This is a genomic window from Mucilaginibacter sp. L196, assembly GCF_009765905.1.
In the GTDB taxonomy this organism is placed as follows: domain Bacteria; phylum Bacteroidota; class Bacteroidia; order Sphingobacteriales; family Sphingobacteriaceae; genus Mucilaginibacter.
Genome location: NZ_LMUO01000019.1, coordinates 325191 through 347856, shown reverse-complemented (window position 1 = coordinate 347856; position 22666 = coordinate 325191). Strand labels below are relative to the sequence as shown.

Below are 22666 nucleotides of genomic sequence, written 5' to 3'. Positions count from 1 at the left end.
TTTGAATTTACAGAAATAGCTTATCATTCTAAAAATTTCTTAATTCTTAAAATCCTGATTCCGACAGAAAAAGTTCTATTTTTACCTCAATTAACACCTATTTTAAAAAGATGACATACGTACCTTCTGCTGATAGATATAAAAACATGCAATACCGCCGTTGCGGTAAAAGCGGCATCCTATTACCGGCGGTTTCGCTGGGTCTGTGGCACAACTTTGGCCATGTGGATGTGATGGAAAATTACCGCAAAATTTTGCACTTAGCTTTTGATAGCGGTATCACCCATTTTGATTTGGCTAACAATTATGGGCCGCCTCCGGGTTCGGCTGAAACAAATTTTGGAAAACTTTTAAAGGAAGATTTCAGTGCTTATCGTGATGAGCTCATCATATCCAGTAAAGCAGGTTACAATATGTGGGAAGGCCCTTATGGCGACTGGGGATCAAAAAAATATTTGGTATCCAGTTTAGATCAGAGCCTTAAACGCATGGGACTGGATTATGTAGATATTTTTTATCACCACAGACCAGATCCGAATACCCCGCTTGAAGAAACCATGGGTGCTTTGGATTTGATCGTTCGCCAGGGTAAGGCTTTGTATGTGGGTATATCCAACTACCAGGCAGAAGAAGCTGATAAGGCTATAAAAATATTAAAGCAATTAGGCACGCCATGCCTCATCCACCAACCCAAATACTCCATGTTTGAGCGTTGGGTTGAAGGTGGTTTATTGGATGTTTTGGAGGCTGAAGGTGTGGGTTGTATACCATTTTCACCATTAGCACAGGGCATGCTGACTAATAAATACCTGCATGGTATCCCTGAAGATTCACGTGCTGCAAAAGCAAGTGGCTTTCTGCAAACCAGCCAGATCACACCTAAACGTTTGGAAGAAATTAAACAATTGAACGAACTTGCTAAACAACGCGGACAATCATTAGCGCAAATGGCACTGTCATGGATATTGAAAGATCCGCGCGTTACATCCGTATTGATTGGCGCGAGTAAGCCTGAACAATTAGCGGATTCGCTGAAATGTTTGGATAACATTGTTTTCTCTAAAGAAGAATTGGAGAAGATTGAGGGGATATTGAAATAGGCCCCACCCAACCCTCCCCGGTAGGGAGGGCTATAAAAACAAATACTTTAAATAAACACAAAGTCTCCCCTACCGGGGGAGATTTAGAGGGGGCTAAATGAGCGATATTAATTGGGGCATAATAGGTTGCGGCGATGTGACTGAGAAAAAAAGCGGACCAGCATTTAACAAAGTGCCGGGCAGCAAACTTGTTGCCGTTATGCGCCGAGATGCTGAAAAAGCCGAAGATTATGCTCAAAGGCACCATGTAGAAAAATGGTATAGTGATGCTGATAAAATGATGGCAGAAGCCGGTATAAACGCTGTGTATATTGCTACTCCCCCATCGTCGCATTTGGATTATGCTGTATCAGCATTAAATAAAGGTTTTAATGTTTATGTAGAAAAGCCGGTCACCCGTAATGCTGCCGAAGCAGAGCAAATGGCTGATGCTGTTAAAAAAAGCGGTTTAAAACTTACTGTGGCACATTACCGCAGGGCCGTTCCTATGTTTTTACATGTCAAGGCTTTGCTTAATAGTGATGTTATAGGGGATGTACGTACCGTACAAATACGCATGTGGCAAGCGCGCAAACCAAAATTGGTGGCTGATGTAGCTACTAACTGGCGTGTACAACCCGATGTCTCGGGCGGTGGATATTTTCATGACCTGGCTCCTCACCAACTGGATTTGATGCTATATTTTTTTGGCGACCCTAAGCTTTATAATGGGTTCTCACTGAATCAATCGGAAGCAACTCCTGCAGATGATCATGTATGCGGACAAATATTATTTAAAAACAAGGTAGTAGTTAATGGTTCGTGGTGCTTTAATGTGGCGGAAAGCGAAACGATAGATAGTTGCGAGATCATCGGCACAAAAGGAAAAATAACATTTCCTTTCTTTGGGAATTTTGTCACCTTGAAAACCGGGGACGAAGAAAAGACCGTTGAGTTTGTTCATCCAGAACATATACAGCAGCCTATGATCACCAAAATAGTAGCTTACTTTAAAGGCGAAGGGACTAACCCATGCACGATTGAAGAAGCGGTTACTTTGATGAAAATTATGGATGCTTTTACAACTAAATAACAAAAAACTAATCAAAGGAAATTCATTTGCCGTGTAATTGTAGTATCTTCAAAACATATACTACCAAACCCTGTTACCCTAAAAATAATTTACACATATGGCAGTAAAAAAAGCTACCCATCCTTTTTACGAAAAACTTTCATTAGTACTTGTAGGGTTCATCGCGTTGGGGTACCTGGTAATCCAGGCTAAGGATGTACTTGACCCGCTGATGTTTGGCTTTTTGTTTGCTATACTTTTATTGCCTGTATCTAATTTCTTCGAAAGAAAATGCCGTTTGCCGCGTAGTGCATCTTCATTGCTATCTATCCTGTTACTTATCGGTTTTGTTTTTGGCATTGGCTACCTGGTTGGTTCGCAGGTATCAAATTTGGCTGATGACTGGCCACAATTAAAAAGTCAGGTTTCTGATTCGGTTATCAATTTGCAAAGTTGGGTATCGGATGCGTTCCATATAAACGCTGCCAAACAAATGACTTACGTAAACAATACAACCAAAAAGATCATTGAATCCGGCACTAGTGTATTGGGTACTACTTTCGGGGCAATATCATCACTTATGTTGTTTTACGTATTCATGATGATATTCACGTTCTTTATCTTGTTTTATCGCAGGTTACTTTTCCGTTTTATTGTATGGGTATTTGATGAAACCAACAAATCAATTGTGGTGGATATTGCCGAAAATATACAAAGCATTTTAAGGCAGTATATATTGGGTTTATTATTGGAGATGGGTATTGTCGCCACAGTTGCTTGTACCATTTTCTGGATCATCGGCATAAAATACGCGGTACTGTTGGGGCTGCTTGTAGGCCTGTTTAATATTATACCTTACCTCGGTATTTTCTCAGCCTTATTATTAAGTTCTATCATCACATTTGCAACAGGATCTGTTAAAGATGCCATAGAAGTGGCCGTAAGTGTTGTGGCTATACACGCCATCGATTCAAACCTGTTACTACCGACTATAGTAGGTTCAAAAGTACGCCTCAACGCGTTAATTACTTTTTTAGGGATTGTTTTTGGAGAGATGATATGGGGGTTATCGGGTATGTTTTTATCAATCCCGACCATCGCTATTTTCAAAATCATCTTCGACCGCGTTGAGACCCTTAAACCTTGGGGATTTTTGATGGGTGGCAGCTACGAGTACAAGGAATCGGCAGAAAAAGATATGAAAACTGAGTAATTCTTAACTTATCTGCCTGTACACCACCAAAGCTATTGTCAAAAAATAAGCTAGTAATACCAGTGTATTTACAACCAGTAACCAGTTAAGGTCAATCTGTTTGTATTTTTTTATGGTGCACAAAACCAATAGCGTAACAAAGCCCACTATTAATATAGATGGGAATACCAGTGTCCATTTTCGATGGACAACAAACTGAAAGTTTTGTAACTTTGGGTTGTTCCCCTCTAAAAAAGGAATGGTAGAAATAAGCAACAGCAAAAGGAATACACGTACAACAGCTTTTGCCGCAATTTGACTGATTTTCATGATCGGCCTAAATTAAATAAAAAATATTTATCCAGATATGTTTCGCAACCGCGCCCTTATTGTCACCCTGCTTTTAGTTGTATTTGCAATTACGGCTCACGCACAAATCAAATCCGCAGCATCGTTCAAAATTGTTCCACTTGGGGTAAAAGGTGGTATTGATGAGAGTAATTTATCAGCCTACATGGTAGCCGCAGCGGGTACTAATAACTACATCTGCCTTGATGCGGGCACATTACATTATGGTATTGAGAAAGCCATAAGCAACGGCGTGTTTAATATACCCGCTGAACAAGTGCTAAGGCGATATATTAAAGGATATTTTATTTCTCATGCCCATTTAGATCATATAGCGGGTCTAATTATCAATTCGCCAGACGATACGGCTAAGAACATCTACGCGTTAGCCAGTTGTATAAAAACTATCCAAACTGATTACTTTACATGGGAAAGCTGGGCAAATTTTGCCGATGAGGGTGAAGCTCCTCTAATTAAAAAATATCATTACCTGGTATTAACTCCCGATAGCATCATCGCCATAAACAATACAGCGATGACGGTGCAGGCATTTCCGTTAAGCCACTCAAATTTAACAAGCACTGCTTTTTTAGTTAAAAGTAACGATGCCTATATTTTGTATTTGGGTGATACCGGCCCTGATGAGATTGAGAAAAGCCGCAACCTGCATAATTTGTGGGTGGCTATTGCTCCGCTGATTAAAGCAAATAAATTAAAGGCTATAATGATTGAAACATCATTCCCCGATGAACAGCCAGACAAGACATTGTTTGGCCATTTAACCCCTCATTGGTTAATGAATGAAATGAATAATTTGGCCGAATTAACTGGAAAAGACAAATTAAAGGGTTTTAACATCATTATTACACACGTTAAACCGCCACAATTAAGTATAAATAAGCTCAAAACACAGCTTCAGGCTGAAAATAACCTTAAGTTAAATCTCATCTTCCCCGAGCAGGGTAAGGCTATTGCCTTGTAAACAATTCTCATTTCCGAGTATTATACCTTTAATCGCTTGATAATTAATAGCTTTTATATTTCCTAATAGTTAATTAATTATTTAACGACAACTTATTCAATTCTATATTCGTAATAGGTGCTATGAAGGGCTATGTCAATATTCCAAAAAATATTTATGTAAAGCGTTGCAAGGAGTGTGGTGCGCGCCCGATTATTGCCTTAATAAACGAGGGCGCTTATGTAGTAAAATGCCCAATTAGCGATAGACATTACCATACTCAACCAGGATTGATAGACCTGGAAGACTGGAATCAGCACAATCCGTCTTCAAATGATTACAACATGAATAGTATGTCGACTATTTAAATAACTGACCATTATTGAATAAATGATTGTAATTAAGGCATTTTGCTTATAATTAATTACATTGCTAAACCTAAAACTGATAAAACCTACTTAGTTAATTAATGAATAAGTTAAAGCTTTTAATAGGGTATGATGACCCGGAACTTACGTTAGAAAATAAACTTTTTAACGCTGTTGCTTTAATTATCAGCGTTTATATGCTGTTATTCTTTATTATCAATATCATATTAGGATACAGCATTTATTTAGATATAACCATTGTATTAGTAGGACTACTATCCTGCCTTGCTTACTACCGGAGCCGTTATGTTGGATACCAGGAAAACATTGTTTTAGCTTACGTTACTGTAGGTATAATATTGTTTATACCCGGCTGGTTTTTTAACGGCGGTGTAGAAGGATCGACTCCACAGGAGGGTATTTTCCTGATTTCATTGATCATTATTCTGCTTCAGCGTAAATACCATCTTCTTTTTATTGGTGTGATAATCACGCTTTTTTTGGGTTGTTTTTTTACTGAAAAGTTTAACCCGCATTTAGTTTCGCTACCCTCCACCCTTACTAAAAAAGAGACTGATATTATTACATCCTCGGTAATGGATATTTTGATAATTGGCCTGTTGCTGAGCGTACTGAAGAAGAGTCATGAAAATGATAAATTCTTATTAGTTAAACAGCGTGAAGAATTACGATCATCACAAGTAGAATTATCAACGGCTAAAGATCAGGCAGAGGCTGCCACTTTTGCCAAATCAAACTTCCTGGCAAACATGAGCCATGAAATCCGGACACCATTAAATGGGATAATTGGCACAGCGCAGTTACTATCAACTTCGGAATTGTTACCGGGGCAGCAGGAGTTATTGCAAACTTTAAATACAAGCAGCAGCTTATTACTCAATATTATCAGTGATATACTTGATCTATCAAAAATTGAGGCTGACAGACTGGTAATTATACCCGCAACGGTTGATATGCGTGAATGTATAAAAACAGTAATTGGCATTTGCAGACCAGGAATAGCCAATAAAAATTTAATACTGGAATACGCCATTGATAACCGATTGGCTGATTATGTGAATATAGATGAAAGCCGTTTACAGCAAATTTTAGTAAACCTGATAGGTAATGCCATAAAATTTACGGATAAAGGATTTGTAGAGTTAAAAGTTATAGTTACCCGAAACCGCCTTGATTTGCAAGAAGTTAAATTTCAGATAAGCGATAGCGGTATAGGTATTAGCGAAGAGGCTATCACTCAATTATTTAAACCATTTACACAGGTTAACAGTACGGCTTTACGCAAATACGGCGGTACGGGGCTGGGTTTATCTATCTGTAAAAAAATAGTGGAAATGATGGGTGGCAAACTTTGGGTAGAAAGCAAGGAGTCGGAAGGATCGGTATTTAGCTTTAGTTTGCCGCTTCCCATTGCCGAGAGTGTTACGAAAGATGTACCTGTTTATTATGAAAAAGCAGATTTTGTTAAAAAACCTTTAACCATTTTACTGGTAGAAGACAACAAAATGAATCAACTAGTAGCAGGCAGGATATTTGAAAAAATAGGCTATAAGATTGATTTTGCTGACAACGGACAAATAGCATTAGATATGGTTGCTGAAAAAAATTACGACATGATATTTATGGACATACAAATGCCTGTAATGGATGGCTTACAAGCAACTAAACTTATTATTGAGAAATATGGCGACAGCACCCCTCCAATTATTGCCATGACGGCCAATGTATTAAGTGAAAATGAAGCGGAATGCCGTGAAGCAGGAATGAAAGATTTTTTAAGTAAACCTTTTACAATTGACAGGCTAAAATCTATTATTCATAGATGGGGTGTAATGCAGAATGAACTACAGAATAATTAAAACGTATTGCTGATACTGTTGTTATTATTATTGAGGAACGATAAAATGGCAAATTTTAAAGAGTTAATAACATCAGACAAACCAGTTTTGGTAGATTTTTCGGCAGAGTGGTGCGGACCGTGTAAAATGATGCCGCCTATACTTAAACAGCTGAAAGATAATATGGGCGATAAAATAACGATCTTGAAAATAGACGTCGATAAAAACCCATCCGCGGCAAGCGAATACAAGGTTCAGGGAGTGCCTACACTTATCGTATTTAAAAACGGGCAAACCAAGTGGCGCCAAAGTGGTGTGATACAGGCAAAGCAATTACAGGAAATTATTGAGCAATTTGTTTAATAATCACTATCTATACCCCATTGCTTGCAGATCGAATAATTCAGCATACCGACCGCCTTTTATGAGCAGTTCTTCGTGGCTGCCGATTTCTATTAATTCGCCTTTATCTAATACTAAAATCCTATCGGCCATACGAACAGTACTAAAACGGTGTGAAATAAGCACCGCTGATTTTCCTTTTGTTAATTCGGCAAAGCGTTCAAAAACATTGTACTCGGCACGGGCATCCAAAGCTGATGTTGGCTCATCTAATATTAATAATTGCGCATCGCGCATGTAGGCACGTGCTAGTGCTACTTTCTGCCATTCGCCACCGGATAATTCAACGCCATCGGCAAATCGTTTTCCTAATTGCTGGTCGTAAGCGGCAGGTAATTTTGCAGCCAATACATCGGCCAGGCTTTGCCGGGCGGATGATTCTATCAACGGTCGGTTTTCTTTTTCATTGATATTCCCGACAGCTATATTTTGGGCGAAGGTCATCTGGTAACGCAGGTAATCCTGGAAAATGATGCCGACGTTTAAGCGCAAATCGGCTAGGTCATATTCTTTCAGGTCGATACCATCTAATAAAATTCGTCCTTCGGAAGGATCATACAGGCGAGCCAATAGTTTAACCAGCGTAGTTTTACCGGCGCCGTTCTCCCCTACTAATGCCAGCTTTTCGCCGGGATGGAGGGTAAAGGTTAAATGCCTGTTTGCCCAGCGTTCGGAATTTACATAGCGGAAACCGACATTCTCAAAAGTAAAGCCTTGTTTAATTGTTTTGGGGAAAGGGATGGGGTTATCGGGTAGTTTTATTTTGGGTTGAATATCGAAAAACTCAAAAAAGTCGCTCAAATATATAGCGCCTTGTGATACCGCGGTAAATCGGGTTAAAATGCCTTCTAATAAGCTTCGTAGCTGGCGGAAAGATCCCGCAAGGAAAACTAAATTACCTATGGTTACTGTACCGTCTATAGTTTTTATAATGATAATTACATAGGCAGCGTAGTAACCAATACTACCTAACATGGCGAAGAATGTGCCCCACAATGAACGTTTGATAGACAAACGTTTATTATCGAGATAAAACTTATCCGACAGCAGTTTAAAGCGCTGTATGATAAATCCTGAAAGGTCGAATATCTTAACTTCTTTGGCCGTCTCATCGCTGGCGCCGAGGTAGCGAATATAATCCAGTTCACGGCGTTCAGGGGTTTGGCCACGGGTTAAAGCATAACTTTTATCATTAAAATGAGATTCGCCCAAAAAAGCCGGTATTATCGCGATCAGCAACAAAACAATCAACCACGGATTAAATGCCATTAAGCCAACCGCCAAAAAGCCCATCGTGATCAAGTCCTGTACCTGGCTCATTACTTGTGAAAGTAATATAGTGCGGCCTACGGTTTGCTGTCTTGCGCGTTCCAACTTATCGTAAAAAACGGCATCCTCAAATTGATCCAGATCAAGTGTAGCAGCATGTGCCATTAGCTTTACCGAAGTATGGTTATTGAATAGATCGCCCAGCAAGCTATCCATCAAAGTAATAGCGCGGGATAGCGCATCGGATAATATTGCCAATGCAAACTCTGCCACTACTAATTGCCATAAATGATGAGTATCGGCCCCATGTTTATGGGCGATGGAAATTACCTGATCAATAATTAGTTTACCAACGTATAGCAAACCTAAAGGCATGGCAGATTTCAAAATACGCAGTACGGAGTTAACAACAGTCATCCACGGACTGGTTTGCCATACTAATTTGAAGAATGCGGGCAGGTTGCGCAAGGCTTCAAGGCGTTCCTTAAAACTTAAGGGAGTGGGTTTTATATTTTTTGGGGGACGAGCGGTATTCAATAGGGTTTCTTTTTGTTTTACCACGTCATTGCGAGGTACGAAGCAATCTCTACATAAGCAATTGATCATCTTGCAGGTTTCTCTGTACAGTATAGAGATTGCTTCGTACCTCGCAATGACGCTTGGGATTAATACAAGTAAAATTACTTAAATTCCCTGTACCTAGCCCGCTAACTATTGTATTGTGAGAACCCAATGACATCCAACAAAAAAAGAGGGACAACTTCAGCGTCCCTCTTCGATTCTGTTTAGGTTATTGTAATATTAAATTTTGTTTTTAACAGCCTGCTTCGCAGGCATAACCATTGACTGGATATGAATTTCCCTTTGTAAACGAGGACTGTGGTTTAAATCTTTATGTAAATGCGGCGCGATAACCAGCGATACGATCGACATTAGTTTGATTAGGATATTCATTGACGGGCCTGATGTATCTTTAAACGGATCACCAACGGTATCACCGGTTACTGATGCTTTATGCGGCTCTGATTTTTTGTAGTACATCTCACCGTTAATCTCTACGCCTTTTTCAAATGACTTTTTAGCGTTATCCCATGCACCGCCTGCGTTGCTTTGGAATATACCCATCAACACACCCGATACGGTAACACCTGCTAACATCCCACCTAAAACTTCAGGGCCGAAAATGAAACCTACTATAATTGGAGAGATCAAAGCGATCAATCCCGGAGCAACCATCTCGCGGATAGAAGCTTTGGTTGATATTGCTACACATTTTTCGTACTCAGGCTTGGCTTTGTATTCCATAATTCCCGGAATCTCGCGGAACTGGCGGCGAACCTCCTCAACCATCGCCATTGCAGCACGGCCTACTGCCGAGATACATAGCGCCGAAAATATAAAAGGAATCATACCGCCAACAAATAAGCCAGCTAATACATCTGCTTTATAAATATCAATATGCTCAATACCTGCAACGCCCACAAAGGCTGCAAATAAAGCCAGTGAGGTTAACGCTGCCGAAGCAATAGCAAAACCCTTGCCTGTAGCCGCGGTAGTGTTACCTACAGCATCTAAATTATCTGTACGGTGACGCACTTCTTCGGGTAGGCGGCTCATTTCGGCAATACCACCGGCATTGTCCGCAATCGGCCCAAAAGCATCTATCGCTAATTGCATCGCTGTTGTAGACATCATACCTGCTGCAGCAATAGCAACACCATACAAACCCGCGAAATGATATGAACCATAAATACCTGCTGCCAATACTAAAATAGGCAACACCGTTGATTCCATGCCCACTGCCAAACCCGCGATAATATTGGTAGCATGGCCTGTTGACGACTGGCGAATAATACCCAACACCGGGCGTTTACCCATTGCGGTATAATATTCGGTTATCATCGACATTAAAGTACCAACTACCAACCCAACCATTATTGAATAGATAACACCGGTTTTGGTAAATTCTAATGATCCTTCTTTTAGACCACCGCCCGGAATTTCATCCCTTAGCATGTGAAAAGTATCGTTTGGAAGCATCCAGTTAACCAGAAATATGGTTGCGATAGCTGTTAATATGATTGATGCCCAATTACCTATGTTAAGTGCTTTTTGTACACTTGATGTTTCAGTTCTTATTCTTACGAACGATGCTCCAACTATCGAAAATATCAAACCCAAACCGGCTATAACCATCGGCAATAAAACGGGGGCTATACCGCCAAACATATCGTTTGATTTTATTTCGCGACCCAAAACCATAGTTGCCAGCATGGTAGCTACGTATGATCCGAATAAATCGGCGCCCATACCTGCCACGTCGCCTACGTTATCACCAACGTTATCTGCAATAGTTGCAGGGTTACGTACATCATCCTCTGGGATACCTGCTTCAACCTTACCCACTAAATCGGCACCTACGTCGGCAGCCTTGGTATATATACCACCACCAACACGGGCAAAAAGCGCGATTGATTCCGCACCTAAAGAGAATCCTGCTAAAACATCTAATGCTTTAGCCATAGCCTCGCCATTTACATCGCCACCTGTATTTTTAACATAGATGGTAAAGAAAACAATGAACAATGACCCCAAACCTATGATTGCCAAACCAGCAACGCCTAAACCCATAACGGTACCACCTGTAAACGATACTTTTAAAGCTTGCGATAAACTTGTACGCGCCGCTTGTGTAGTACGCACGTTAGCCTTGGTAGCTATACGCATTCCCAAAAAGCCGGCAAACGCCGAAAGGAATGCCCCAACAACGAATGATATAGCGATAACCGGGCTTGATGTATGCACCGTTGTACCCGAATATGCAAGTAGTATACCTGCAACAATAACAAAATAGCTTAGTACTTTCCACTCGGCACGTAAAAAAGCCATGGCACCATCGGCAATATAACCTGCCAGTTGCGCCATATCCCCGTCTCCTGCATCCTGCTTAGTAACCCACGCGGCTTTAACAGCCATCACTGCAATCCCAATTAGCCCAAAAACGGGTATCAGGTAAATTAAATTAGTGTACAAAAAGTCCATGTTAGAAATTTAGTTTATTAAATGTATTTGGTTAGTACTGGTTATATATTGGACTGCAAATTAGCAAATTAATTTATTTACAAAAGGAAACCGCAATAGTTTTTGCACTGATTTTAAGCGTTATACAGACAGTTATTAGAATTGCTACGATAGATGAGACTAAATCTATTAATTGCAATTTGTATAAACGAGGAATATTTTAATTTGCCACTTTATTCTTATCTTAACCCACAAAACGAACCTCATTTTATGACTGAAAAATCAACCGAACCCAAATTAAAACACTCTTTAGGCCTGCTTGATGGCACCATGATCGTAGCAGGATCAATGATCGGTTCGGGTATATTCATTGTAAGTGCTGATATTATACGCAATGTTGGTTCGGCCGGATGGTTAATTGTGGTTTGGGCGCTTACCGGTTTCATGACCTTAACCGCAGCCTTAAGCTACGGCGAGCTAAGTGCCATGTACCCAAAAGCAGGCGGACAATATGTTTATTTAAAAGAGGCATACAATAAGCTAATAGCTTTTTTATACGGCTGGAGCTTTTTTGCGGTGATACAAACGGGCACTATTGCGGCGGTGGGTGTTGCGTTTTCGAAGTTCACGGCTGTAGCGCTAGGCTTTTCACATTACACGACTAAATTAATCCCATTTTGCAGCGAGGATAATATTGTTTTTCCGTTTCATTATGTCCCCAATCCCCTAGATACATCTTATCATTTTACCATTACTTCGGCCCAAATAGTTTCAATCTTATTAATTATCCTACTTACTTTCATCAATACCAAAGGTGTTAAAAGCGGAAAACTTATTCAAAACACCTTTACCATAACCAAGCTGCTGAGTTTGTTTGGGTTGATAATTTTCGGCTTTATTATGCTAAAGGGCGATGTATGGCATGCCAACTGGACAAATGCCTGGCATCTGCAAAAACTAAACACCAATGGAACTTTTTCTCAATATACTATAGATGCAGCCTTAGGTGCGATTGCAATAGCCATGGTAGGGTCTATATTTAGCAGTGATGCCTGGAATAACGTAACATTCATAGCAGGCGAAATGCGCAATCCGAAACGGAATATTGGGTTGAGTTTATTTTTAGGAACATTGGTAGTAACCATTATTTACATATCAGCTAATTTAGTATATACCGCAGTTTTACCGTTGCATGATATAGCAACAGCAGCTAAAGATCGTGTTGCGATAGCAGCATCTCATGCTATATTCGGTAATGCAGGTACTTATATTATTGCATTAATGATTATGATATCCACCTTTGGATGCAACAATGGTTTGATATTATCTGGGGCAAGGGTATATTATACTATGGCGAAGGATGGTCTTTTCTTCAAAAAAACTGGCGAATTGAATAAATTCGCTGTTCCCGGATTTGGTTTATGGATACAGTGCCTGGTAGCTTCTTTACTATGTTTAAGTGGCAAATACGGTGATTTATTGGATATGATCTCTTTTGTAGTAGTAGTATTTTATGTGTTAACTATCATCGGCATTTATATCTTGAGAGCGAAACACCCCAACGCTGACAGACCTTACAAAGCTTTCGGCTATCCGGTTTTGCCTGCCATTTATATATTAATGGGTATCACATTCTGCATTTTACTGCTGATTTATAAGCGAACTTATACTGAGTGTGGATTAGGAATCGTTCTGATAGGCATACCAATTTATTATATATCGAAATGGTTATCAAAGCATGAGGATACAACGGTTACTAACGCTTAGTTTTTTATTTATAGCGGGATATTGCCCTGCGCAATCCCTTCAGCAGAAATTACAGGCGGCCGTAAACAGTCTGCAGGCGGATAGCCAGTGCCAATATGCCTCCATATCGTTAACGGTATTGGACGTAAACAGTGGGAAGGAGGTATTCTCCGCCAACCCAAGCATGGGACTGGCACCTGCTTCCACCATGAAAACCATTACTACCATAACAGCTTTTAATGTTTTGGGGGCAGATTTCAAATATCAAACTAGTTTCGGCTACAGTGGATCGATTACTAATGGGACTTTAAACGGCGACATCATCATCAAAGGTTCCGGCGACCCCACGCTTGGCAGCTGGCGCTATGAAAGCAGTAAGGAAGAACACATTTTAACTTTAATGGTTGATGCCATCCGCAAAGCGGGAATAAAAAAAATAAACGGAAGGACTATTGGTGATGATTCGATATTCGGATCACAGTCTATTCCCGATGGCTGGATCTACGAGGATATTGGTAACTATTACGGCGCAGGCCCATCCGGACTTTGCTGGCGCGAGAACCAATATGATGTCAAGTTGCATACCGGCGAGATTGGTACACCGATAACCGTATCGCACACCGTACCCGCAATGCCTTACCTTAAGTTTAAAAGCGAGTTACTGAATGCTCCCACCCATACCGGCGATCAATCCTATGCTTACCTACCGTTGAATGGTAACGTAGTATATCTGCGTGGCACGTATGCGGAAGATCAAACCAAAAAAAGCATCGCCTTATCCCTACCTGATCCTGCTTATGATGCAGCTTTCCGTTTGGCTGATACATTGAAACGTTTAGGCATTCCCATTTCAGGCATCGTCGAATCAACTTCTACTCTAACTGCCAAAGGCGAAACCACGCCAACAGCGAATCAAAATATATTAACTATATCCTCGCCCGAACTCAGCAAGATCATCTACTGGACTAACCAGAAAAGCATCAACCTGTACGCCGAGCAATTGCTCAAGACCATTACCTGGAAAGCTGGTAAACAACCATCCACAGCGAATGGCGTTGTGGCATTGCAGGATTTCTGGAAGCAGCGCGGTATCGACCCAAATTCATTAAACGTATTTGATGGCTCGGGCCTATCCCCCGCCGACCGTGTGACTACCCGTACCATGGCTACCATATTGCTTTCAACTACTAAAGCGCCATGGTATCATGATTTTTATGAGAGCTTGCCTATTTATAACGATATGCACATGAAAAGTGGCAGTATCATCAACGTGCTTAATTATGCAGGCTACCAAACGCATGATGGTAAGCAATTATGCTTCTCTATCATGGTGAACAATTATAATGGATCAGGCAAAGAGATCAAAGCCAAGATATTCAGGGTTTTAGATGAATTGAAATAGCAACCCAAAACCTTTTCACGTTTCCTGGCTTAAACAATTAATAGCAAGCAACAATTTATAATCCCTATTTATGAATACAGATACCAACGGCGATAACTCAAAGAAAGTAGGATTAGCACTCTCAGGAGGTGGCGTGAGGGGTGTTGCGCATTTAGGGGTGATACAAGCGCTTACCGATCACGGTATACAATTTTCACATATCTCGGGTACCAGCGCAGGGGCGGTTGCCGGGGCTTTTTTTGCAGCGGGCATGCCACCCAGGGAAATACTGCAGGTTATTAAGGATGCTAAACTGCTTAAGCTGCTACGCCCCGCGTTGGGTAGCACAGGTTTGGTTTCTATCATGAATGTGAGTTCATTAATCAAAAAGTATATTCCGCATAATACTTTCAAGGAGCTTAATATAAAGGTTACCATCTCCTCTGTGGATCTTGGCGAAAGCAGGCTGGTTTACTTTACCGAAGGCGAACTGGATGTAGCCATTTTAGCATCCTGTTGCCTGCCCGGTATCTTTAAGCCGATAATGATCAGTGGCCATATGTACGTAGATGGCGGCATACTCAACAACTTCCCGGTTGACCCGCTGGTAGGTAATTGCGACTTCATCATCGGTTCATCCTGCAACCATTTGCCAATTGTTACCGAGATCAAATCCTTCGCCAATATGATCGACCGTGCGGCAATGATCAGCATCAACTCCAACCTTAACGCACATAAGCTTCTGTGCGATGTAGTCATTGAACCCCAGGACCTCGGCGGTTACGGTATATTCGATACTGATGCTGCCGACGATATTTTCATGATCGGCTATGAAGAAGGCCTGAAGGCTGTACATGGAAACGAGAAAGTTAAAGAGCTATTAGCAGCCAATAAAAACTAAACTGTACCACGAAACAAGTGGAACACCTGGTACAAATGGTACACTTTTGACCCAATTTATGCCCTAAAACAAGTCAAAAACAGGCTTTTTAGATTGATTTTAAGCCCAAATTCAGGTCATTTTAGCCCAAAAATAGTCCAATTTCACTCAAAAAATGCTCAAAATCAATCAAAAAAGCATCAAAAACAATCACTTTTTACCTGTTTTATCCTCTTTCCGCCGCAGGCGAAGAGAGGGTCGACAAGCGCAGCAATGTCGGGGTGAGTGGCCGTTTTTAGAGTCTTTATGAGGTGCTAAATTGTCATTACGAGGAACGAAGCAATCGCGAACTCTGCAGATGTGCGATTGCTTCGTTCCTCGTAATGACAAAAAACTAAAGACATCAACATTTTAACACTTCCACCCAAAACCATATCACCATCATTAATGTACTATTAATGAGCAATATTCGGTTATCAAATGGAACTAAACAGTAATCAACCAAGCTACTGGCTTACCCGCTTTGTCATTCTTAGGCTGCTGGGTATCATATATGCTGTAGCTTTTTTGGTTGCCATTAATCAAATTATTCCACTAATTGGCACCAACGGACTGCTACCGCTTGGGCTCTACCTTAAACAGATAACAACCACGCTGGGTTCAACCGGTGCCGGCTTTGTTCGCCTGCCTTCCGTTTTTTGGTTTTGGCATTCAAATACAGCACTTTTAACTGTGGCATGGCTAGGGTTCCTACTTTCCTGTGTCATAATCATCGGCTATGCAAATGTGCCACTGCTCGCCATCATCTGGATACTCTATATGTCTATCGTACATATGGGGCAAGACTGGTATGGCTATGGCTGGGAGATCCAACTCAATGAAACCGGTTTCCTGGCGATATTTCTCTGCCCTTTGCTTGAAATGCGGCCATTTCCAAAACAAGCGCCACCTTTGCCCGTCATTATTTTATTTCGCTGGCTCGCCTTTCGTATTATGCTGGGCGCAGGGTTGATCAAGTTCCGCGGCGATGCTACATGGCGTAACGCTACCGCGCTTTATTACTATTTTGAAACACAACCTATACCCGGCCCGCTAACCCGCTGGTTTCATTTTTTACCGCATACGGTATTAAAGATCGGGGTATGGTTTAACTGGCTGGCCGAACTGGTAGCGCCATGGTTTATTTGGTGGCATCGATTGTCGCGCCACATTGCCGGGTCGGTTATTATTGCTTTTCAATTTTTCATTATCCTTAGCGGCAATCTTTCGTTTTTAAACTGGCTAACTATTATCCCCGCTTTAGCCTGCTTTGATGACAGCTTTTGGTCGAAGCTACTTCCCGCCGTGCTTGTTCATAAAGCAGAAGCTGCCGCCAGCATAGCCGAAGAATCAAAACCAATGGTAATTACAGCATGGATAGCCACAGGCCTGGTGGTATTACTCAGTATTCAGCCGGTATTGAACATGTTATCACCCAACCAAGCGATGAACTCTTCCTATGATCCGCTCGACTTGGTAAACACTTATGGCGCCTTCGGCAGCGTTGGTCAGGAACGCATGAACGTGATTTTTGAAGGAACTTCGGATGATACCACCGGTAATAAAGCAACATGGAAACCCTATATCTACAAAGGCCTACCTGTTTTGTTAGATAAGCGCCCACCGCAAATCGCGCCATATCAACTTCGGCTCGATTGGCAAATGTGGTTTGCCTCCATGTCCACCGCCGACCAATACCCATGGACCTACAACCTGGTATGGAAGCTGCTACACAATAACCCAGATGCTGTTAGATTATTTGCCGAAAATCCATTCCCGCAAAAACCACCCCGTTACATCCGGGCGGTGTTATACGATTACAAATTTGCCCGGCCCGACAATCCTAAAGGCCTTTACTGGACGAGGACAGAGGTAAGCGAGTGGCTGCCTGTACTTTCTGATAGTGACCCGCGTTTAATAAATTACCTTGAAAGTCAGGGTTGGATGCGTTAGATAATGGGCAACATATTTTCATGCTGTTTTCTACCCTCTTTCCGCCGCAGGCGAAGAGAGGGTGGTCGAGCGAAGCAAAGACCGGGTGAGTAATTATACGAGCGACATTAGCGCAAATGCGTGACGCATAGTTTACTCACCCCGAATGCGCTACGCTGTTCGACCCTCTCTCCGGCAAGCCGGAAAGAGGGTAAAAAGATTGCTTTGTTTGCCAGTATAAATCAATTAAACGAAGCTCTAAACTCCAAAGGCGAAAGCTCCGTCTTCGTTTTAAACAACTTACTAAACGACTGCGAATGCTCAAACCCCAACTCATAAGCAATCTCACTTACGGATAAACTAGTGGTAGATAGCTTCTCTTTCGCTTTTTCAATCAGCTTATCATGTATATGCTGTTGTGTGCTTTGCCCTGTCAGCATTTTTAATGATCCGCTTAAATAACTGGGCGATATATTCAAGATTTCGGCAATATATTGCACAGTAGGCAACCCTCTTTTCAATAAAGTATCGCTGTTAAAATACTCCGTCAAAACTTCTTCCAGTCGGTTTAGAATTTGATGGTTAGCTATTTTCCGGGTGATAAATTGCCGCTGATAAAATCGTTCCGCATAAGACAGTAATAATTCTAGTTGAGCGATAATAATAGTCTGACTGAATTTATCAATGTTAGACCGATATTCCTGCTCCATGCTTTGCATCATACCTATAATAGTTGTTTCTTCTTTTTCAGATAGAAACAAGGCCTCATGTACTGAGTAATTAAAATATTCATACTGTTTCATGGTTTTAGCCAATGAGGTATTCCATAAAAAATCGGGATGAACAAGTAACAACCATCCCGAATGTGTTAGCTCAATGCCTTTATCAATCTCCATCCCGAATACCTGCCCGGGTGAAATAAAAAACATAATCCCCTCATCAAAATCATATTCCTGCTGCCCGTATTTCATCTTACCATTAAAATCCCTTTTAAGCGAGATGGAATAAAAATCAAATACTATACTTATGGATTCATCATACGGCAAACGCTTAATCGACTCAAAATTGATCACACTGATCAGCGGGTGCTCCGGCTTTGGGAGCCCCATAACCTGGTGATATTCACTGATGGTTTTGATCCGGTGAGGTTGTGCATTTGCCATGATACAATATAGTTATTTTTGATTGTAGATGGCAGCAAATTCTTTGGCGTAGTCGGCCATTTTTACTTTACCCATCACTTTGGGCCAGTTGCAGTAAAAATCCTCAGCCAATGCACCGTTATGCTGACTGGAGAACATTTCAACCAAACCATGAGCCATTGTAGGCTTTAAGCCTACCGCTTCTAACTGGCGCTGTCTTTCTTCGTCGGATATTAATATCCATTTCAAATCCGGCTTGCCAATCGCTATACCTAAAATACTTGCCGTTTCGTTACCCGTTAATTCATCGCTCGCTACATAACGTACCTTGTGGCCGGTAAGCGGAATTTCCAGTTCATCAGCAACCGCAGCAGCTATATCTACTGGTGAGACCCATATCAGCATATCATCCGCACCATAATTCGCAGTAATTACACCTGTATTTTTTATCATCGGTATAAAGCCCAATAAATTGTAATAGAAACCCGAAGGGCGCATAAATGTAATGGCAACATTCGATAACTTGTCCAAAATAGTTTCCACCTGCCGATGCGCTAAAATCAGGCCGGAATCCTTCTCCATATGTGCCCCGATACTGCTCAGGTGAACCACCCGCTTAACACCCGACTTTTCGACAGCTTCGGCAAAGTTTTCACCTGTTTCTTTGCAATAAGCCATCATATCCGCAGCCGCGTAATTAGGCGGAACCATGGTATATACCGCATCAGCACCTGTAAAAGTAACTGTCAAAAAATCAACATCTGCCAATGTACCTATGGCCGCGGTAGCACCTAAAGCTTCAATGTCTATTTGTTTATCAGGATTACTGCTAACAACTATAACCGTATGCCCTTTTGCCACTAATTCTTCTGTCAATGGCTTGCTAATGTGTCCTAATGAACCTGTTACTATAATTTTCATTGTTTCAATTTGTTTTGATGATACAAAGTTGCGCATCACCAAAAGAGCAAAAGTAGCCGAATCAACTATTGTTGTAGCCAAAAAAATTGTCATTCTGAGCATAGCGAAGAATCTGTATAATTGTTTACACTGTACAGATTCTTCGCTATGCTCAGAATGACAAGGTGTTTAGATTATCTCGACCTCTTTCCGCCGCAGGCGAAGAGAGGTCGACCAGCGCAGCGTAGTCGGGTGAGTCAACATCGCCCGGCAGTCTTAACGAATATCAATAATCGAAAACACCTTTTACTCTTAAATGTTAATATATCAGCTTTTTATTTTCTACTTTTAGGTCTCCTCCCCCTAAACTTTTCAAAACAACTGATACTCATTTATTAATCATCATAAACAAACACCTATGAGCACAATTACAGTAAAAGACGGAACCGAAATCTATTATAAGGACTGGGGAACAGGCCAACCACTTGTTTTTCATCATGGCTGGCCATTATCCGGTGATGACTGGGATGCCCAGATGATGTTTTTCCTTCAGCATGGATACAGGGTTATCGCACATGATCGCCGTGGACATGGAAGATCCAGCCAGTCATCAGATGGACATGACATGGATACTTACGCGGCAGATGTAGCCGAGCTTACCACATTTCTTGATTTGAAAGACGCCATACACATCGGCCACTCAACAGGTGGTGGCGAAGTTATTCATTATGCTGCTAAACATGGAAAAGGCCGTGTAGCCAAAGCCGTATTGATCAGTGCGGTTACACCGATAATGGTACAATCTGCAACTAACCCGGATGGCGTTCCGATGTCGGTTTTTGATGAGATCCGTGAGGGTACTGCTTTTAACAGGGCACAATATTTTGAAGATTTTACCATCCCTTTTTATGGTTATAACCGCGAGGGTGCGAAAATATCAGTAGGTATAAGAAAAAACTGGTGGCGACAAGGAATGATGGGCGGCGTAAAAGCGCATGTTGAGGGCATCAAAGCTTTTTCAGAAACTGATTTTACAGAAGACCTGAAAAGCGTGGATATTCCTGTACTTGTTTTACATGGAGAAGACGACCAGATCGTCCCCTTCCCTATTTCAGGAGCAAAGGCCGTAAAGCTATTGAAAAACGGTAAGCTGATCTCATACCCAGGCTTTCCACATGGCATGCCAGCTACAGAGGCAGCAACTATAAATAAGGATTTACTGGAGTTTATTAGATCGTAAATTCTTAATCAGGATTATCTGCATAAGAAAGGCTGTCACTATTAATTTAGTAGCAGCCTTTCTTAATCTGTACTAACTGTTAGTTAGCCGGAATTGCCTTAATGGCGCCAATGTGGCGCAAAACTATCCGGTGGGTTTCCGCACCAAAAGCACGGAAAGCAGCTGTACCGCCATTGGTAGCTTCCTTGGCAAATGCCGCGCCATCCATATCATGAATCGTTCCCATCTCAGAAAGGTATTCCTCATCAAACGCCAAACCTGAAAGCGAAGACAGGTGTTTCAATTTTGCAGAAAACTCAGCATTAGGTTCAGACGAAAAAGTAATACCAGCCTCTGCTGATAGCTTTTTCAATTTAGCACCCACAAGCACATGGTCATGCACCTCGGCAGTAGCAAAATCGCGGATATCTTGTTTAGTGCCTTTGGTAATCGCTACACGGCCGGCTGCAACCTCGTACATCCCGCCTTGTGATACTTTGGCTACAAAAGCCTTGTCGCCAGGCGTTGCAGTTTGGGCATAGGTAGCAGTGCTACCAGCAACGCACAAAGCGATTAAAAGTAATTTGACTGAAAGTTTCATATTTAGATTTTTATAATGTCGTTAATTATCTTTCAGATGAACAAGCGCTTGCCGAAATAGTTCTGTTATGAGGATGAGTATACTAAACACTGTAGTTTTAAACAGAAAAGCCCCAAATCTTCCGACTTGAGGCTTTAGCTAATATTAAAATACTGACTAATTATTGTGCCGATAATATCCCAGCTATAGCATCCTTTATAACAGGGTTAAAAAAATTTGGAGCCTGATGGCCCTTATCATCATTTAACACAATCAGTTTGGCAGGCAACAGCTTTGAAAACGCCATAGCTGGAGCAGGATTCACCATGTGATCTTGCAAGGATGAAATAATGAGCATTTTAGCTTTAATATGCTTTGCTGCCTCCTCGAGGGAATTATTAAAATCCTTAGAAATATCATGATTGATAATAGCGTTTAGTTGATAATCGGTATTGTTCCAGTCCTGATCATGCCGGGTTTTATTGGATGCAACCCATTTGGCTACATCTTCTCTTTTAACTGTTTTAACGCGGTCGGCAGGAGTTGTTAAAAACACATCCAGCATCATAGTTGCATTGGGAATGGTCGGATTGATCTTATACCGGCCATGATCATAGCCCGTGTTTTCCTCAATCGTTTCGCGAAACGTATTATAAACCATTAGGTCGAAGCTCGACGGTTGCGGAGTACCCACAATCGGTATCAACACATCCATAAAACCGGGATAGCTTACCGCCCATTGAAAAGTTTGTATACCGCCCATTGATATGCCCATTACTGCCTTTACATGGTTAATATGAAGTTTGTTTGTTAAAAGCTTGTGCTGGCTGTTCACCATATCGCGTATAGTAAATCTCGGAAAATCGGCACCATGTTGTTGTTTGCTGTTAGATGGCGAAGAAGACACGCCATCGCCCAGCGCATCAATGATAATCAAACAATATTTGGCAGTATCCACAGCCTCCCACGGGTGGGTCGATTCCACCCCGGCGGCATCACCTGTATACCAAGTGCAAAATATGACAGCGTTCGACCGGCTTTCATCCAACCGCCCATGCACGCGATAGCCTATTTCGCAATTATTGATCACAGCACCCGATTCCAATGCAAGGTTTCCAATAGATGCCAGATGAGCGCCACCCGATACACCCGGCAAAGTTTGACTAAACCCAATTGTGGTAAAAAACAGCAAGAGTACAGCGAGTGATCGTTTCATAAGGTGTGAATTTAAGTCTTAACAATATTAATATTAACAAGTTATATAGAACCTTGTCAT

19 protein-coding genes are annotated in these 22666 nt (G+C 41.5%); 12 read left to right on the top strand and 7 right to left on the bottom strand.

Going from position 1 to position 22666, the window contains the following annotated elements:
• Positions 1–110: 110 nt before the first annotated feature.
• The 3 genes from mgrA (at position 111) to GSQ74_RS17975 (ending at position 3364) form a co-directional block, all read left to right on the top strand.
• Positions 111–1100: an L-glyceraldehyde 3-phosphate reductase gene (gene mgrA / locus GSQ74_RS17985; protein WP_158995607.1), complete on the top strand. Its 990-nt coding sequence runs from the start codon at positions 111–113 to the stop codon at positions 1098–1100.
• Positions 1101–1197: 97 nt separating this feature from the next.
• A complete protein-coding gene (locus GSQ74_RS17980) occupies positions 1198–2172 on the top strand; it encodes a Gfo/Idh/MocA family protein (RefSeq protein WP_158995606.1) in 975 nt (324 codons plus the stop codon).
• 97 nt (positions 2173–2269) lie between these two features.
• Positions 2270–3364 carry an AI-2E family transporter gene (locus tag GSQ74_RS17975; protein ID WP_158995605.1) on the top strand — a complete coding sequence of 365 codons (1095 nt, stop codon included), beginning with the start codon at positions 2270–2272 and terminating at the stop codon, positions 3362–3364.
• Between the two features lie 3 nt (positions 3365–3367).
• Here the strand turns inward: GSQ74_RS17975 and GSQ74_RS17970 are convergent, their stop codons facing one another.
• Positions 3368–3673: a hypothetical protein gene (locus GSQ74_RS17970; RefSeq protein WP_158995604.1), complete on the bottom strand. Its 306-nt coding sequence runs from the start codon at positions 3671–3673 to the stop codon at positions 3368–3370.
• A gap of 37 nt (positions 3674–3710) precedes the next feature.
• Between GSQ74_RS17970 and GSQ74_RS17965 the strand changes: the two genes are divergently transcribed.
• From GSQ74_RS17965 to trxA, 4 genes are all read left to right on the top strand, one after another.
• A complete protein-coding gene (locus GSQ74_RS17965) occupies positions 3711–4673 on the top strand; it encodes an MBL fold metallo-hydrolase (protein WP_158995603.1) in 963 nt (320 codons plus the stop codon).
• Positions 4674–4795: 122 nt separating this feature from the next.
• A complete protein-coding gene (locus tag GSQ74_RS17960; RefSeq protein WP_158995602.1) occupies positions 4796–5020 on the top strand; it encodes a hypothetical protein in 225 nt (74 codons plus the stop codon).
• Positions 5021–5121: 101 nt separating this feature from the next.
• Entirely contained in the window at positions 5122–6900 is a 1779-nt protein-coding gene (locus GSQ74_RS17955) for an ATP-binding protein (RefSeq protein ID WP_158995601.1), read from the top strand.
• A 45-nt stretch (positions 6901–6945) separates the two neighbouring features.
• The gene (gene trxA, locus GSQ74_RS17950) at positions 6946–7242 is read left to right on the top strand and encodes a thioredoxin (protein ID WP_158995600.1); all 297 of its coding nucleotides are present in this window, start codon (positions 6946–6948) and stop codon (positions 7240–7242) included.
• A 6-nt stretch (positions 7243–7248) separates the two neighbouring features.
• Here the strand turns inward: trxA and GSQ74_RS17945 are convergent, their stop codons facing one another.
• Entirely contained in the window at positions 7249–9111 is a 1863-nt protein-coding gene (locus GSQ74_RS17945) for an ABC transporter ATP-binding protein (RefSeq protein ID WP_254060916.1), read from the bottom strand.
• Positions 9112–9351: 240 nt separating this feature from the next.
• Complete coding sequence (locus GSQ74_RS17940; protein WP_158995599.1) at positions 9352–11592, bottom strand: sodium-translocating pyrophosphatase; 2241 nt, start codon at positions 11590–11592, stop codon at positions 9352–9354.
• 249 nt (positions 11593–11841) lie between these two features.
• On the opposite strand from GSQ74_RS17940, the gene GSQ74_RS17935 reads away from it, so the two are divergent.
• The 4 genes from GSQ74_RS17935 to GSQ74_RS17920 all read left to right on the top strand — a co-directional run bounded on the left by GSQ74_RS17935 (position 11842) and on the right by GSQ74_RS17920 (position 17570).
• The gene (locus GSQ74_RS17935; protein WP_158995598.1) at positions 11842–13338 is read left to right on the top strand and encodes an APC family permease; all 1497 of its coding nucleotides are present in this window, start codon (positions 11842–11844) and stop codon (positions 13336–13338) included.
• Positions 13310–14719, top strand: a complete 1410-nt coding sequence (dacB, locus tag GSQ74_RS17930) for a D-alanyl-D-alanine carboxypeptidase/D-alanyl-D-alanine-endopeptidase (RefSeq protein WP_174236941.1) — start codon at positions 13310–13312, stop codon at positions 14717–14719. The genes GSQ74_RS17935 and dacB overlap by 29 nt, the downstream gene beginning before the upstream one ends.
• Before the next feature lie 70 nt (positions 14720–14789).
• Entirely contained in the window at positions 14790–15599 is an 810-nt protein-coding gene (locus GSQ74_RS17925; protein ID WP_158995597.1) for a patatin-like phospholipase family protein, read from the top strand.
• 459 nt (positions 15600–16058) lie between these two features.
• Complete coding sequence (locus GSQ74_RS17920) at positions 16059–17570, top strand: lipase maturation factor family protein (protein ID WP_158995596.1); 1512 nt, start codon at positions 16059–16061, stop codon at positions 17568–17570.
• A 221-nt stretch (positions 17571–17791) separates the two neighbouring features.
• On the opposite strand, the gene GSQ74_RS17915 is transcribed toward GSQ74_RS17920, so the two are convergent.
• Together GSQ74_RS17915 and GSQ74_RS17910 are read right to left on the bottom strand one after the other, a co-directional pair.
• Complete coding sequence (locus GSQ74_RS17915; RefSeq protein ID WP_158995595.1) at positions 17792–18712, bottom strand: AraC family transcriptional regulator; 921 nt, start codon at positions 18710–18712, stop codon at positions 17792–17794.
• Between the two features lie 12 nt (positions 18713–18724).
• Entirely contained in the window at positions 18725–19612 is an 888-nt protein-coding gene (locus tag GSQ74_RS17910) for an SDR family oxidoreductase (RefSeq protein WP_158995594.1), read from the bottom strand.
• A 397-nt stretch (positions 19613–20009) separates the two neighbouring features.
• On the opposite strand from GSQ74_RS17910, the gene GSQ74_RS17905 reads away from it, so the two are divergent.
• Positions 20010–20831: an alpha/beta fold hydrolase gene (locus tag GSQ74_RS17905; protein WP_158995593.1), complete on the top strand. Its 822-nt coding sequence runs from the start codon at positions 20010–20012 to the stop codon at positions 20829–20831.
• 79 nt (positions 20832–20910) lie between these two features.
• Here the strand turns inward: GSQ74_RS17905 and GSQ74_RS17900 are convergent, their stop codons facing one another.
• The gene (locus GSQ74_RS17900) at positions 20911–21411 is read right to left on the bottom strand and encodes a DUF4142 domain-containing protein (protein ID WP_158995592.1); all 501 of its coding nucleotides are present in this window, start codon (positions 21409–21411) and stop codon (positions 20911–20913) included.
• A gap of 160 nt (positions 21412–21571) precedes the next feature.
• Entirely contained in the window at positions 21572–22606 is a 1035-nt protein-coding gene (locus tag GSQ74_RS17895; RefSeq protein WP_158995591.1) for an alpha/beta fold hydrolase, read from the bottom strand.
• Between the last annotated feature and the right edge of the window lie 60 nt (positions 22607–22666).

Excerpts from the sequence above, each read along its gene's own strand:
- GSQ74_RS17905 (WP_158995593.1), top strand. The coding sequence starts at position 20,010 with ATGAGCACAATTACAGTAAAAGACGGAACCGAAATCTATTATAAGGAC.
- GSQ74_RS17965 (WP_158995603.1), top strand. The coding sequence starts at position 3,711 with ATGTTTCGCAACCGCGCCCTTATTGTCACCCTGCTTTTAGTTGTATTT.
- trxA (WP_158995600.1), top strand. The coding sequence starts at position 6,946 with ATGGCAAATTTTAAAGAGTTAATAACATCAGACAAACCAGTTTTGGTA.
- GSQ74_RS17935 (WP_158995598.1), top strand. The coding sequence starts at position 11,842 with ATGACTGAAAAATCAACCGAACCCAAATTAAAACACTCTTTAGGCCTG.
- GSQ74_RS17975 (WP_158995605.1), top strand. The coding sequence starts at position 2,270 with ATGGCAGTAAAAAAAGCTACCCATCCTTTTTACGAAAAACTTTCATTA.
- GSQ74_RS17955 (WP_158995601.1), top strand. The coding sequence starts at position 5,122 with ATGAATAAGTTAAAGCTTTTAATAGGGTATGATGACCCGGAACTTACG.
- GSQ74_RS17940 (WP_158995599.1), bottom strand. The coding sequence starts at position 11,592 with ATGGACTTTTTGTACACTAATTTAATTTACCTGATACCCGTTTTTGGG.
- dacB (WP_174236941.1), top strand. The coding sequence starts at position 13,310 with ATGAGGATACAACGGTTACTAACGCTTAGTTTTTTATTTATAGCGGGA.
- mgrA (WP_158995607.1), top strand. The coding sequence starts at position 111 with ATGACATACGTACCTTCTGCTGATAGATATAAAAACATGCAATACCGC.
- GSQ74_RS17980 (WP_158995606.1), top strand. The coding sequence starts at position 1,198 with ATGAGCGATATTAATTGGGGCATAATAGGTTGCGGCGATGTGACTGAG.
- GSQ74_RS17920 (WP_158995596.1), top strand. The coding sequence starts at position 16,059 with ATGGAACTAAACAGTAATCAACCAAGCTACTGGCTTACCCGCTTTGTC.
- GSQ74_RS17925 (WP_158995597.1), top strand. The coding sequence starts at position 14,790 with ATGAATACAGATACCAACGGCGATAACTCAAAGAAAGTAGGATTAGCA.
- GSQ74_RS17895 (WP_158995591.1), bottom strand. The coding sequence starts at position 22,606 with ATGAAACGATCACTCGCTGTACTCTTGCTGTTTTTTACCACAATTGGG.
- GSQ74_RS17910 (WP_158995594.1), bottom strand. The coding sequence starts at position 19,612 with ATGAAAATTATAGTAACAGGTTCATTAGGACACATTAGCAAGCCATTG.
- GSQ74_RS17915 (WP_158995595.1), bottom strand. The coding sequence starts at position 18,712 with ATGGCAAATGCACAACCTCACCGGATCAAAACCATCAGTGAATATCAC.
- GSQ74_RS17960 (WP_158995602.1), top strand. The coding sequence starts at position 4,796 with ATGAAGGGCTATGTCAATATTCCAAAAAATATTTATGTAAAGCGTTGC.
- GSQ74_RS17900 (WP_158995592.1), bottom strand. The coding sequence starts at position 21,411 with ATGAAACTTTCAGTCAAATTACTTTTAATCGCTTTGTGCGTTGCTGGT.
- GSQ74_RS17970 (WP_158995604.1), bottom strand. The coding sequence starts at position 3,673 with ATGAAAATCAGTCAAATTGCGGCAAAAGCTGTTGTACGTGTATTCCTT.